This window comes from Tomitella fengzijianii (assembly GCF_007559025.1).
Classification (GTDB): domain Bacteria; phylum Actinomycetota; class Actinomycetes; order Mycobacteriales; family Mycobacteriaceae; genus Tomitella; species Tomitella fengzijianii.
In genome coordinates this window covers 1,753,099-1,766,561 of the sequence record NZ_CP041765.1, presented here as the reverse complement: position 1 = coordinate 1,766,561, position 13,463 = coordinate 1,753,099, and the positions used below count along the sequence as shown (strand labels likewise).

Genomic DNA, 13,463 nt, shown 5'->3' with positions numbered 1-13,463 from the left:
GTTAAACCTCCAAGCTGAGCAGGTCGTCCACGGTTTCCCGGCGCAGGATCAGCCGCGCCGCACCGTCGCGCACGGCCACCACCGCGGGACGGGTGATCAAGTTGTACCGACTGGACATCGAATAACAGTAAGCGCCCGTGGCCGCGACGCCGAGCAGATCTCCCGGGGCGAGGTCCTCGGGCAACCAGGCGTTGCGCACCACGATGTCCCCGGACTCGCAGTGCTTGCCCACGACTCGGGATACGGCAGGCTCGGCCGCCGACGCGCGCGAGACGAGGCGTACGTCGTACTCGGCGTCGTACAGCGCAGTGCGGATGTTGTCGCTCATGCCGCCGTCGACGCTGATGTAGCGGCGTTGCGAACCGGACCCGACCGTCACCGGCTTGACCGTGCCGACCTCGTACAGCGTAACCGTACCCGGCCCCGCGATCGCCCGTCCGGGCTCGACGGTGAGCCGGGGCGCCGGCAGCCCGGCCGCGGCAGCCTCCGATGCGACGATCTCCGTCAACTTCGCGGCGAGTTCCGCGACCGGCGGCGGGTTCTCGGCCGGCGTGTAGGAGATGCCCAGGCCGCCACCCAGGTCGACGGTGTCGAGCCGCCGGGTGCGCTCCGCACCGAATTCCTCGACGATTCTGCCGAGCAGCCCGATCACGCGGTGCGCGGCGAGCTCGAAACCGTCGATCTCGAAGATCTGCGAGCCGATATGGCTGTGCAGCCCCACCAGACGCAGATTCTGCGCCGCGAAAACCGCACGCACGGCCTCCATCGCGTCTCCCGACGACAGGGAGAACCCGAACTTCTGATCCTCGTGTGCTGTCGCGATGAACTCGTGGGTATGCGCCTCCACGCCCACTGTCACTCGGACCAGCACGTCCTGGACCACGCCCGCCTGCCCGGCCACATCGTCGAGCCGCACGATCTCCTGCATCGAGTCGACGACGACGTGGCCGACGCCCGCCGCGACCGCTGCGCCGAGCTCCTGCACGGACTTGTTGTTCCCGTGCATGGTGATCCGGCCGGCGGGAAACCCCCCGTGCAGCGCCACCGCCAGTTCGCCGCCGGAGGCGATGTCCAGCGACAGCCCCTCGTCGGCCACCCAGCGTGCGATCTCCGCCGAAAGGAACGCCTTGGACGCGTAATGCACGTTGGCGGCGCCGCCGAAGGCCGCGGCCATCTCCCGGCAGCGGCCCCGGAAGTCGTCCTCGTCGACGACGAACAGCGGGGTGCCGAACTCGGCCGCGAGCGCCGTCACCGGGACGCCCGCGAGACGCACCTCGCCGTCCCGGCCCCGTGCGCAACCGCGCGGCCACACCTTCGCCGGGATCCGCCCGGCCTCCTCCGCATCCGCCGGGCGCTCGGGTAGTCCGTCCGCGTGCGCTGGTTCCACGTGTCCTTCTCCTGCCGGGTGCGCGTTCACATCTTCTCCGGGGCCGTCACTCCGAGCAGACCCAGCCCGTTGGCCACCACCTGCCGGGCCGCGCTGCACAATGCGAGACGCGCGGAGTGCACCGCCGTCGGCTCCTCGTCGCCGCGCGGCAGCACCCGGCACGAGTCGTAGAAGCGGTGATAGGTTCCCGCCAGCTCCTCGAGGTAGCGCGCCACTCGGTGCGGCTCGCGCAATTCCGCGGCGGTGGCGACGACGCGGGGGAACTCCCCGATGGTGCGGATCAGGTCGCCCTCGCGGGGGTGGTCGAGCAGGTCCAGCCTGGCCACGTCGGCGGAGACGCCGAGATCCGCCGCATTGCGCGCGAGCGAGCACAGGCGCGCGTGCGCATACTGCACGTAGTACACCGGGTTCTCATTGCTGCTGCTGGCCCACAGCTCCAGGTCGATATCGAGGGACTGATCGACGGACGACCGGATGAGCGCGTAGCGGGCCGCGTCGACGCCGATGGCCTCGACCAGATCGTCGAGCGTGATCACCGTGCCCGCGCGCTTGCTCATCTTCACTGCGGCACCGTCACGGACCAGGTTGACCATCTGGCCGATCAGCACCTCGACACTCGACGGGTCGTCGCCGAACGCCGCTGCCACCGCCTTCAACCGGCCGATGTATCCGTGATGGTCGGCACCGAGCATGTAGATGCACAGGTCGAATCCGCGGGCCCGCTTGTCCCGCAGGTAGGCGATGTCGCCGGCGATGTAGGCGGCGTGGCCGTCGCTCTTGATGACGACGCGGTCCTTGTCGTCGCCGAAGTCGCTGCTGCGCAGCCACCAGGCGCCCTCCGCCTCGTAGAGGTTTCCGGACTTCTCGAGCTCCTCGACCGCGCGGTCCACGGCGCCCGACTCGAACAGCGAGTTCTCGTGGAAATAGACGTCGAACTCGGTGCCGAACTCCGACAGACTGCTCTTGATGTGCGCGAACATCAGCTCGACGCCGATCGAGCGGAACGCCTCCGCCCGCTCCGCATCGGGGAGCGCCAGCGCGTCGGGGCGACGCTCGAGCACGTCGGCGGCGATCTGGGAGATGTACTCGCCCGCGTAGCCGTTCTCCGGGGTGGGCCCGCCGGTGGCCGCCGCGACGAGGGAATCGGTGAACCGGTCGATCTGCGAGCCGTGGTCGTTGAAGTAGTACTCGCGGGTCACGTCGGCGCCCTGCGACGAAAGCACGCGGCCCAAGGCGTCGCCCACCGCCGCCCACCTGGTTCCGCCGAGATGGATCGGTCCCGTGGGGTTGGCCGAGACGAACTCCAGGTTGATCCGGCGGCCCGACGATGCATCGCCGGCGCCGTAACCGGACCCCTGATCGAGCACGCGCTCCACGATGGCCCCCTGCGCGGCGGCCCCCAGGCGGATGTTGATGAAGCCCGGTCCCGCGATCTCCGCGGCCGCGATCCCGTCCGCCTCGCCAAGCTCCGCGACGATGAGTTCGGCCAGCTGACGCGGCGGGCGGCCGACCTTCTTGGCGATCTGCATGGCGATATTGCTGGCGTAGTCGCCGTGCTCCGGGTTGCGGGGCCGCTCCACCGTCAGGGCCTCCGGGACGACGGAGACGTCGAGGCCTGCGGCGGCCAGGACCTTCAGCGTGGTGGCGCGGACGAGTTCTGCGAGATCGGCGGGAGTCACAGACGCCCATCCTATTGCCTGACGGCAGCGGTACGACATCCGACACCGTTCCCCGTCGCACCGGCGACTCCGCGCGGCCGCACCTCGACGGGACCGGGCGGCCGCACGCCCGGACGAACCGCCGGTTTTCGGATCGGGCGGACGATGCGCTAGTGTCGTTCCTGCCGAACGGCACGCCTGATTTCCCACAGGCGCGCCCCCGTAGCTCAGGGGATAGAGCACCGCCCTCCGGAGGCGGGTGCGCAGGTTCGAATCCTGCCGGGGGCACCGCAGCGGAAGTCCGCGGAGAACACGACACCGAAGGGCCGGCGAGACCACGTCTCGCCGGCCCTTCGGTGTCACCCGGCCGCCATCACGGGGGTGGCGGGCGCGCCGCAGCCGACGCGCACGCGCGCAAACGTGCAGAATCGTCGTGTGCCAGTTGAAACCCGCAGCATCTGCTCCATGCCGAAGATCCGCGCCTGGCCGGCGGTCTCCCTGCCGTTACTGGCCGCCGCGCTCGTCCTCGGCGCGGTCGTCACGGGGACCGATGCGCTCACCGCCCGCGACGACGCCGTATCGGCCGAGCTGCGCGCAGCCGATTCGGGCTGGGTTCACGGGCTGGTGTCCATCGTCACCGTCGGATTCTCGTCCGTCGTGGGCCTGGCGATACTCTGCGTGTGGTGTGCCGCCCTGATTCTGCGCGGCCGCAGGCTCGCAGCTCTCGCAACCGTCCTCACCGTCGGCGTCGGATGGGGGTGCGTGATGGTGCTCAAGTACGTATTCGACCGTCCGCGTCCGCCTTTCGACGTGGCCGACGGCCCCTCGTACCCCAGCGGGCACACCGCGCTGGCGGTTTCGCTCGTCTTCGCCGCATTCTTCCTGGCCCGTCGCACCGATCGACGCGACACCATCGCCACCGCGGGAGTCCTCCTGGTGGTGCTGGTGATGTTCGCGCGTGTCATCGCGGGCGCCCATTACCTCACCGACACGGTGGGCGCGGTACTCGCCGCCTCGGGTGCGATCATCGCGTTCTGCGGCGTATGGAACGCCGCCATCCCCCGCGTACTCCGCCGGTACCCGGCGCTGGCGGGGCCGGGCGAGGTCGTCGCGCCGCGCGCGCCACGCCCGTCCTCCCCGTTCCCGGACGACCCGGTCAAGGAGGTCATCGGACGCCGGGACGACCGCGACGCGGCCGGTTCCCAGGGGCGGACCGCATCCGGCGATACTGCGCAGGAACCTGGTGCCGTGCAGTACGGAGACGCCGTGCAGACCGGCGGTGCGGCGGATACTGCCGCGGTCCAGGAGGCTCCCGCGGCGGGGTGATGAGAAGGCTAGGCCCGCTCGCCGGCGGCGTTCACGAACCGGGCCGGGTCGGAGTCCTCGACCTGCACCACCCGCCCCGTGCCGACGAGATGCCGCAGATGCGCCGCGGCCTCGGACAGCGCCATCTGCTTGCCCATGACCGGGAGCTCGCCCCACGGCCGGTACCACTGCATCCGCGACGCGATCTGCCACAGCGTCAGCGCGCCGCCCTCGAGATCCCGGCACAGGTCGTCGAGTCGGTCCTCGTGATGCGCAAGGAGCTGGGCGGAGCGGCCGGCCAGATCGGCGATCGGGGTCCCGTGCGCCCCGAACGCGCGCGTGATGCCCATAGATGAGATCTTGCGTTGCGACCGCATGAACTCGCCCAACGCATCGCGCTCTTCAAGAGGGAAGACGAAATTTCCCACGTGCGGCGTCGTCTTCTGCAGGACGTGGTCGCCGGTGAACACCATGTCGGCGGAGTCCAGCGCGAAGCACACGTGCCCCGGGGTGTGGCCGGGCGTCCACACGGTGCGCAGCGTCCTGCCCGCCAATTGGATCTTCTCGTCGTCCGCCAGCAGTCGGTCGGGCCGCGATGCGCGCGTCGTGGGCGGTGCCGTCTCGGTGCCCTCCCGGTACGCGGCAAGGTCCTCCTCCGACGCGCCGGCCGCCCGCAGGTTGGCCGTCTGCTCGTCCAGCCAGGCCGCGTCGCGGCCGCCGGTCATCAGGTCGAAGGTATGGAAATCGCTGTCATGCATTGCGATCCACGCGCCCGAGGCCTCCCGTACACGACCGCACAGACCCGTGTGGTCCGGGTGGAAATGGGTGAGCACCACTCCCTCCACGTCGGACATGGCGTGCCCGGTGGCCTCGACGGCCGAGGTCAGGCCCGCCCAGGATTCGTCCCCGTCCCAGCCCGCATCGACCAGAACCAGACCGCCGGGTGACTCCATCGCGTAGACCAGGGTGGCTTTGAGCGGGTTCGGGAACGGGACGGCGAGCTGCCAGACGCCGTCGCCCAGATCCACCGCCCCGGCACCCGGGGCACCGTCCCGCCGGGTGTCCCCATCCGGCCCTGCACCTGCATTCCCACCGCGCCCTGCCTGCATCAACGCCACCTCGTGTCCTCGTCGCCCGGTTCCGGGCCTCCTCGAAGGGCCTCACGCTGCCGGGTTCCCGAAGCCGAGTGCCCGAACACGGGCACTCCGCCCGCATCCGCTCCTGCCATTGTGACCACAGCCGCACCCCCAAGCAGCAGGCAGGGTCCCGCATACTGGAACGCCCGTCCCGACAAGACAACGGCGCCGGGCGGCCGACAGCCGCGCCCCGTCGGCCCCTCGAGGCCGCTCAGTCCGCCATGAACCGCCCGTACAGTGCGCGCAGCTCCCGTTCGGCGTGGGAGGTGTCCGGGCCCCACAGGCGCAGGACGCCACGCAGGCGCGACGTGTCCAGCAGCTCCATCGCCGGCTCGGCGTCCGCCGCCGGTTCGGGCAGCCGGGGCAGGGTCCCGCGCACGGCGAACGCATCAGCACCTTCGGCCGCCGCCGGCACCGAGTCCTCGTCCGGCGTTGCCGCGACCGCCTCGACCAGCGATTCCACCGCCAACCCGCGCAGGGCGAGGATCTGCAGCGGCCGCGATCCGACCTCCTGGGCGGCCAGCAGCAGCAGTGCGGCGCCGTGTTTGCACGGCCAGCTGTAGTCCGGGCAGCTGCACTCGAAATCCAGGTCCGCGGAATCCGCCGGCAGCAGTCGCTCCGCCAGCGACGCCGGCACGACTCCCGACGCCAGCGAGGTGAGGACGCCCGGCTCGGCGCGGACCTGCGCGACGATCTCCGCGCGGTCGTACTTGTCCAGTTCCCGTACCGAACACACCGTCTCGAACGGGTCCGGCTGCGAGCCCTGCACCACGCCGCGCACCGCCCCGGGCGTGATCCGGAGTGAGAGCACGTAGCCGGAACGCGCCACCCTGCGTCCCCGCTGGAGTGCGTCCGCGTCGATGATCCGCTCGAGCGCATGCGTCAGACGTGCGCCCCAGCCGGTGCCGCTTCCCGAGCTCCGCAGCACCAGGCCCGGTCCGCGCGGGGTCGGGTGACGTCGGCTCATTCGCCCTGCGCCTCCTCCCCCAAAGCGACCAGGACGCGCAGCGCCTTGTCGTCGAGCTCGGTGACCCACGATTCCCCGCCCCGCACGCTGAGCTCCGCCAGCTCGCTCTTGCCCGCCAGGAGCTCGTCGATGCGCTCCTCCAGGGTCCCGACGGCCACCAGCTTGCGCACCTGCACGTCACGGGTCTGCCCGATACGGAACGCCCTGTCGGTGGCCTGGTCCTCCACCGCGGGGTTCCACCACCGGTCCAGGTGCACGACGTGGTTGGCCGCAGTGAGATTGAGCCCGGTGCCGCCCGCCTTGAGCGAGAGCACCATCAGTTGCGGCCCCCCGGCGGATTGGAACGCCGCGATCATGCCCTCGCGGGCGCCGCGGGCCACGCCACCGTGCAACACCGGCACCTCGTCGAGACCGAAACGGTCGGCGAGCCACGGGCCCACCATCGTCGCGAACTCACGGAACTGCGTGAACAACAGGGCCTTCTCCCCGTCGCCGAGCACATCGCCGACCACGTCCTCCACCAACGCGAGCTTGCCGCTGCGATGCCGGCCACGACGCATCAGCGACGACCCGTCGCCCAGATAGTGCGCCGGGTGATTGCACACCTGCTTGAGGTGCAGCAGCGCCGTGAGCACCGCACCGCGCCGCGCCATCCCCTGCGCGCCCTGCAGCTTCTCCTCAAGGTCGTCCAGCACGGCCTGGTAGAGCGTCGCCTGCTCCGCCGTCAGGTTCACCCGGACGGTCATCTCCTGCTTGTCCGGCAGGTCGGCGACGACGGATCGATCGGTCTTGACCCGCCGGAGCACGAACGGCGCCGTCACCGCACGCAGACGGGCGAGAGCATGCGGGTCGCGCTCCGTCTCGATGGGGACGGTGAAGGAGGTGCGGAACTTGGCCGCGCTGCCGAGCATGCCGGGATTGACGAAGTCGAGGATTGCCCGCAGTTCCGACAGGCGGTTCTCGACGGGGGTACCCGTCAGCGCCAGCCGGTGACGGGCCTGGAGCTTGCGCGCGGCGCGCGCCTGCCCGGTGCGCTCGTTCTTGATGTGCTGGGCCTCGTCGAGCACCACACGCTCGAATCGCAATCCGCGCAGCTCCTCGACGTCGCGCGCGAGCAGAGCGTAGGTGGTCAGCACCAGGTCCGACGCGCCCACGCGGGCGGCGAGCACTTCTCCGTGCGGCCGCCCCGCCCCGTGGTGCACGTGGACCCGGAGGCCCGGCGCGAACCGCGCCGCCTCGCGTTCCCAGTTGCCGACCACGGACATCGGGCAGACGACCAGTGTGGGCCGGGTGGCGCCGCGCTCGCGCGCGCGGACCTCCAATGCGAGCACCTGGACGGTCTTGCCCAGGCCCATGTCGTCGGCGAGCATCGCACCCAGGCCCAGGTCGGACATGTAGGACAGCCAGGAGAGTCCGCGCAACTGGTAGTCGCGCAGCTCCGCATCGAGGCCACGCGGCGCCTGGACAGCCCGGTCCGCCGCGGATTCCTCACCGAACAGCGCCTTGACCCATCCCGTCGCGGAAACGGAGCCGAGCGGCACCGGCGGCGGGTCCGTGGCGAGGGCGCGCAGCAGCGCGGCGAGCGTCGCGGGATCACCCCGCCGCGCGGACAGGTAACGCGCGGCGTCGCGCAGCGCGACTCCGTCCGCACGCACCCACTCGCCGCGCAGCTTGACCAGGTCGGATTGTCGGCGGGCCAGTTCGTCGAGCTCGCCGGGCCGCAGCACCGTGTCGCCCAGCGCCACCTCCATGTCGAACTCCACCAGGTGGTCCAGGCCGGTTCTCGCCTCGCCAGGCGCGGCGGGCACGTCCGGTGACGAAACCCGCACCCGCACCGTCGGTTCGACGACCCGCCACGCGCGGGGCAGCAGCACCGTGACGGATGCGGCGGAAAGCACCGTCGCACCATGCTGCACCAGGTCCGACACGGCGGCCTCCGGCATGAGCATGTCCAGCGAATCCCTGTCCCGGGGGAGCTCACGCAACAACGGGTAGACGCGCATCGCCTCTTCGAGCGCTCCGAGGCAGAGGCGCACGGACTCACGGTCCGCCTGCGTCAACGACAACGGCACGGGGGCCCGGTCCTCGCTGCGCACGCACACCTGGAGACGCCAGAAGCCGTCGTCGACGGCCGAAACGCCGCCGACGGCCGAAACGCCGCCGACGGCGTCATCGCCCGAGGCCGCATCACCTTCGTATGCCCGCCCGACGCCGGGCGCCGGCGCGTCGGCACCGTAGTCCGCGGCGACGTCCGCGGAATCCGGCGGTTCGAGCAGACGCAGCACCAGCTGCATTCCGCCGGACCGGGCACCGTCGTGCCATGCTGCGATACGCCCTGCCGCTGCGGCCCCGTGCTCCGCCACCGGGTCTCCGGCCACTAGCGCCGACCACAACGGGTGCGTCGGCGGGGCCGACCGCACCCCTCCTCGTGCGATGCGCCTGCGGACCACCGCATCCGTCATCGCTGCGGCGAAGTCGTCGAACGCGGCCGCCGGATCGGCACCCGCGCCATGCACCGACGGCGGCATGGCGGCCGTCCACTCGGCACGCCAAGCCCGTTGCGGCGCGCTCCACACCAACGACCAGCGGGGCCACCATTCGTCGTCGACCCGGCGCAGATCCGGAACCACCTGCCCCGCGGCCGCCCATCGGCCGATCCCCGCCACCACCGAGGCCAGGTACGCGAGATCCTCCCCCGTCTCCTCGGGCCGTACCGGCGCGGATTCCGTCCCCAGCGACGACAGGAGGTCCGCGGCCGCCGAGGGTGCGAAGCCGAGGGCCTCGAACCCGGTGTCGGAATCCTCCTGCCACGGCATCCGCACGCTGTGGCGCGGGGAGCGGCGCCCCAGGGCGCGCGCGAGAAACCGCACCCTGCCCTGCTCAGCGCTCCAGACCAGCAGCCCGGCGTCCTCGTCCCACCGCGCGTGCAGTCCCACGGGGACGGCCGCGGGTGGTAGGGCCGTCACTTGCCGCGCTGTGCGATCGCCTGCGCGAACACCTGCGGGATGTCCGCCGGGTCCCGGGCCAGATAGCTCGATCCTCCGGTGGCGGCGGAGATCTCCTTGAGCACCGCCTCGTCGGCGTCCTCCGTGATGCCGATCGTGATGATGAGAACCGGGCGCGCCGGGTCCGCCTCCTCCTGCAGCTGCTGGAGGAGCTGCTGTTTGGTCAGGCTCACCGGGTCCTCGTTTTCGCCGTCGGTGAGCACGATGACCGAATTGACCGCGTTGGGATCATACGTGGACTGCACCTGCCGGTAGGCGGCACTGATCGTGTCGTAGAGCCCGGTGCCGCCGCCGACGAGCCCGCCCAGCCGGTCGACCGCCGCACCCACGGCCTCGCGCTGCGTCCCCTTGCCGGTCTGCGCGTCCAGCCGTTCGATGGGCACGAGTTCCTTGTAGTCACGTTGCGGCCCGTCCAGGTTCAGCGAGAACGCCCACACGCCGAGCTGGGTGTTGTCCGGGAAAAGGCTCTCGCCGATGCGCGCCGCCTTCTGCGTGAGCTGCATGCGGCTGTTCTGCTCGTCCGCGACATACGACATGGAACCGGACACGTCGAACAGGACCAGGCTGCGCACCGGAACCGCCAGCACGTTCCACTTCTTCAACGCGGCCTCGGCTGCGGCCGGATCGGAGATCGCCAGCGCCGGCACGTCGCCGACTCCGGCCCCGCCCGGCAGCGGCACGCCGTCCACGCGGAAACCGTGGGAGGTCAGGGCCTTCCGGCCCGTATCGGAGGCGAGCACGGAGGCCAGATCGTCGGCCCGCTCGGCCGCATCCGCCCGCGCTTCACTGCTCGCCGTGACCACGAGCGGGTAGTCCATCATCACCGTCCCGGTGTCCGGAACCGCGGCCTGGTAGCCGCCGCCGAGCTGCACGACCTGCTGCTCCGTGACCACCGCCGGCCCCTTGCCGGAGTCAAGAATGTCCTCCGGCCGGGCCGCTCCGTCGGACACCGTCTCCGCATCGGCGCTCAGCTGCATGCTCTGCGCCTGCGCCGCCGCGACCATGGCCTGTTCCGCCGCCGCCGGATCGGTCCCCGCGGCCTGCTGCTCGGCCGCAGCCGCGAGGATCGGAGCCTCCGCGACCGCGCTGGCCTGCGGATTCCCCAGCCGGATACCGGGTGTACGCAGCACGTCGGTCCACGCGCGCGTGTTGGGGACCGCGCCCGCGACCGCCGCGACGACGACCGGCGAGGAGGCCACGGACGGCGTGTCGATATCGACGGGCACATCCGCGGCCTGATTGACCTTGGTGACCCAGCGTGCGGATTCCGGGATCCACAACTGCGGGCCGTCGAGCCCGTGCAGCAGCGCGTTGATCGTGGTGGCCGACTCACGCGCGGTCACCTGGAAGTCCGTGCACCCGCGGTCCTCCTCAGGCACCGCCGAAACGGCCTGCTGCACCGCCGGCGCCAGGGCCGGATCCACGTCCACCGAGACTGCGGTGGTCGAGGAGCAGCCGCTGCCCCGCACGACTTGGAAGACCACGATGCCTGCTACGACAACCACGACGGCGATCACCGCCAGCGCGGCGTAGCGCAGCACACCGCCTGAATTGTTGGCAGCCTGGTGCCGACCCCCGGCCATTGATCGTCCTTCCGCGCACGGCACCGGCCCCGACCCGGCCGGACCGCCGATGTGCTCGCTTCATCGTCGGTCGTGTCCCGGGCGGCCCCGCGACCCCGCAACATACTAGCGACAGGCACCTGGACGCACGTCACCTCGGTCACATGTCGCGCTGGATCACCGCGCCGCCGAGCCGATCACGACCGCGCTCTCGTGCGTGCACGCTGGCGGAACACGCCGGCGAGCACCACGAGGGCGGCCAGGAAGATCAGCAGCCCGGAGACGAGCAGCGCGGTATCGAGACCCGCATGGAAGGCCTCATAGGTGGCCTGGATCACCTTGACGACGATCGAACCGTAGGTCTGCTCGTAACTGTCCGCGCCGCCGGCCCCTTCCGGCACCTTTCCGGTCTCGATGCCGTTGATGATGATCGAGTCGAAGGTGGGCGGGATGCCCAGCTCGCGCAGCCGCGACTTGAGTCCGCTGGTCAGGTTGGCGTTGACCAATCCGCCCAGCGCCGCGACCCCGATCACCGCACCCACCTGGCGCATCGTGTTGGTCGCCGCCGCCGCCATCCCGGAATGCTCGCCGGGCACTCCGGACAGCACTGCGGAGGTCAGCGGTACCACGGCGATGCCGAAGCCCACGCCGGCGACCATCAACGACAGTGCCAGCACCGTGAAATCGGCGTCCTGGTGCAGCAACGGCCGTGTCAGGAGAATTCCGCCGCCCGCGAGCGCGCAGCCCACGATCATCGGAATGCTCGGCATCGAACGCGAGACCCACGCGCCCGCGATCAGTGAACCGACGACGATAGCGACCGCCATCGGCGCGAACACAGCGGCCGTACGCCACGCCGAGTATCCCACCACCTCCTGCAGGTACAACGCGGTGAAGAAGAATATCGAGAAGATGCCGAAATAGATGGTGAACGCCACAGTCAGCGCGCTGCCGACGATGGGGATCCGCAGATAGCGGAAGTCGAACATCGGATTGTCCGCGCGCAGTTCGACAACTATGAAGCCGACGAGTGCCACCGCGCCCACCGCGAATAGCGTCAATACGTTGCCGGCGAAGTAACCGACCTCCTGTCCCGCTATCCCCGCGTAGATCACGCAGGCGAGAAATGTCGAACCCAGCACGAATCCCGGAATGTCGAGCCGGCCCTGCTGCCGGTCCCGGCTCTCCGGCACCCACAGGAGAGCCGCGGCCACCAGGACCACCCCGAGGATCACGTTGAACCAGAAGATGGCCCGCCACGAGAACGCCCCGACCAATACGCCGCCCACCACCGGGCCGAGCGCCAGCGCCACTCCCGACACGGCCGCCCACACCCCGATCGCCTTGGCACGACCGTGTTCCTCCGGGAAAACGTGGCGGATCACCGACAGGGTTCCCGGCTCCGAGCCCGCGGCGCCGATCCCCATCACCGCCCGGCCCACGATGAGCAGGGTCACGGTGGGGGCCACCGCGGCGATCAACGATCCGATGCAGAACACGACCATCCCCGCGACCATGACCCGCTTGCGGCCGAGCCTGTCGCCCAACGTCCCCGCCGTCAGCATGAGGCTGGCGAACACCAGGGTGTAGGCGTTGACCACCCACTGCAGTGAGATCACCCCGGCGTGCAGATCGGACTGCACGTCGCCGAGCGCCACCGAGACGATCGTCGTGTCGATGAACGTCAGGAACAGGACGGCGCAGACCGTGCCCAGTGCCACGCGTTGCGGCCGGGTCGCGCCGGCCGCCGTGGTGCCCGTAGACAACGCCGGCCTTCAGTTCAGCTCGTCGGGGTGGCCGGGGCACCCGTCCCCGCCGGGGCTCCGCCCTGCGCGGCGCACTCCGCAGGCGGCGTGCCGCCGTTCTCCAGCGTGAGCAACCCGCAGAACGACGACGCGGACACCTTCCACTTGCCATCGACCTCGACCGCGTATCCGGTCTGGTCGGGCAGGACGGGCTTGTCGTCCATGAGGATCGTGTAGACGACCGACGCGCGGCCCGGGCTCACGAGGCTCATCTGCCCCACGGTGACCGACGTCGACTCCGCCAGTCCGGACGAGGACTGGGCGTTGATCGTCTTGGCGAAGCGGTCGGGATCCTCGATCACGCCCAGCTTGGTCTGCGCATCCGATTTGCCGGAGAAGAACGTCTCGTACGCCGAGGTGATGTCGCTCTGCTCCTGCGGGGTCAGGCCGCTGGAATCGGCGGCCCCCGCCCCCGTCGTATGCTCCGCCGCCGTGGTGGGCGGCGAGCTTTCGGCAGTGGAGCCGGAGTCGCCGGAACTGCCGCAGCCGGCCGCGGTGAGGACCACGACGGCGCACAGCCCGATGGCCGCTCCCGCGGAGCGGACGGCGGTTCCGCGTGGACGAATGCAGAAATTGCTCATAATGCGCCTTTCCAGCGGGGCAGTCGCACGTCGGCAGTGGATCGACTGGACGGCCCC

The 13,463-nt window shown here is 70.7% G+C and carries 9 protein-coding genes and 1 tRNA gene; 2 read left to right on the top strand and 8 right to left on the bottom strand.

Annotation, left to right across the window (positions count from 1 at the left end; translation table 11 throughout):
* Position 1 precedes the first annotated feature (1 nt).
* Positions 2 to 1,417 (bottom strand): diaminopimelate decarboxylase, encoded by a 1,416-nt coding sequence (gene lysA / locus FO059_RS08015; RefSeq protein WP_143907822.1) that lies wholly within the window; start codon positions 1,415 to 1,417, stop codon positions 2 to 4.
* Positions 1,414 to 3,066: an arginine--tRNA ligase gene (argS, locus tag FO059_RS08010; protein WP_143907821.1), complete on the bottom strand. Its 1,653-nt coding sequence runs from the start codon at positions 3,064 to 3,066 to the stop codon at positions 1,414 to 1,416. Before argS ends, lysA begins: the two co-directional genes overlap by 4 nt.
* A gap of 195 nt (positions 3,067 to 3,261) precedes the next feature.
* Between argS and FO059_RS08005 the strand changes: the two genes are divergently transcribed.
* Together FO059_RS08005 and FO059_RS08000 are read left to right on the top strand one after the other, a co-directional pair.
* Positions 3,262 to 3,333: transfer RNA gene (locus FO059_RS08005), tRNA-Arg, on the top strand.
* A gap of 147 nt (positions 3,334 to 3,480) precedes the next feature.
* On the top strand, positions 3,481 to 4,371 hold the full coding sequence (locus tag FO059_RS08000; protein ID WP_143907820.1) for a phosphatase PAP2 family protein: 891 nt from the start codon (positions 3,481 to 3,483) through the stop codon (positions 4,369 to 4,371).
* 8 nt (positions 4,372 to 4,379) lie between these two features.
* On the opposite strand, the gene FO059_RS07995 is transcribed toward FO059_RS08000, so the two are convergent.
* The 6 genes from FO059_RS07995 to FO059_RS07970 form a co-directional block, all read right to left on the bottom strand.
* Entirely contained in the window at positions 4,380 to 5,378 is a 999-nt protein-coding gene (locus FO059_RS07995; RefSeq protein ID WP_233267048.1) for an MBL fold metallo-hydrolase, read from the bottom strand.
* 319 nt (positions 5,379 to 5,697) lie between these two features.
* Complete coding sequence (locus FO059_RS07990) at positions 5,698 to 6,453, bottom strand: SWIM zinc finger family protein (RefSeq protein ID WP_143907819.1); 756 nt, start codon at positions 6,451 to 6,453, stop codon at positions 5,698 to 5,700.
* The gene (locus FO059_RS07985) at positions 6,450 to 9,419 is read right to left on the bottom strand and encodes a DEAD/DEAH box helicase (RefSeq protein ID WP_233267047.1); all 2,970 of its coding nucleotides are present in this window, start codon (positions 9,417 to 9,419) and stop codon (positions 6,450 to 6,452) included. The genes FO059_RS07990 and FO059_RS07985 overlap by 4 nt, the downstream gene beginning before the upstream one ends.
* Positions 9,416 to 11,041 carry a substrate-binding domain-containing protein gene (locus FO059_RS07980; RefSeq protein WP_143907818.1) on the bottom strand — a complete coding sequence of 542 codons (1,626 nt, stop codon included), beginning with the start codon at positions 11,039 to 11,041 and terminating at the stop codon, positions 9,416 to 9,418. The genes FO059_RS07985 and FO059_RS07980 overlap by 4 nt, the downstream gene beginning before the upstream one ends.
* A 176-nt stretch (positions 11,042 to 11,217) precedes the next feature.
* Entirely contained in the window at positions 11,218 to 12,741 is a 1,524-nt protein-coding gene (locus tag FO059_RS07975; RefSeq protein ID WP_233267046.1) for an MFS transporter, read from the bottom strand.
* A 59-nt stretch (positions 12,742 to 12,800) separates the two neighbouring features.
* Positions 12,801 to 13,406 (bottom strand): hypothetical protein, encoded by a 606-nt coding sequence (locus FO059_RS07970; protein ID WP_143907817.1) that lies wholly within the window; start codon positions 13,404 to 13,406, stop codon positions 12,801 to 12,803.
* Positions 13,407 to 13,463: the final 57 nt, after the last annotated feature.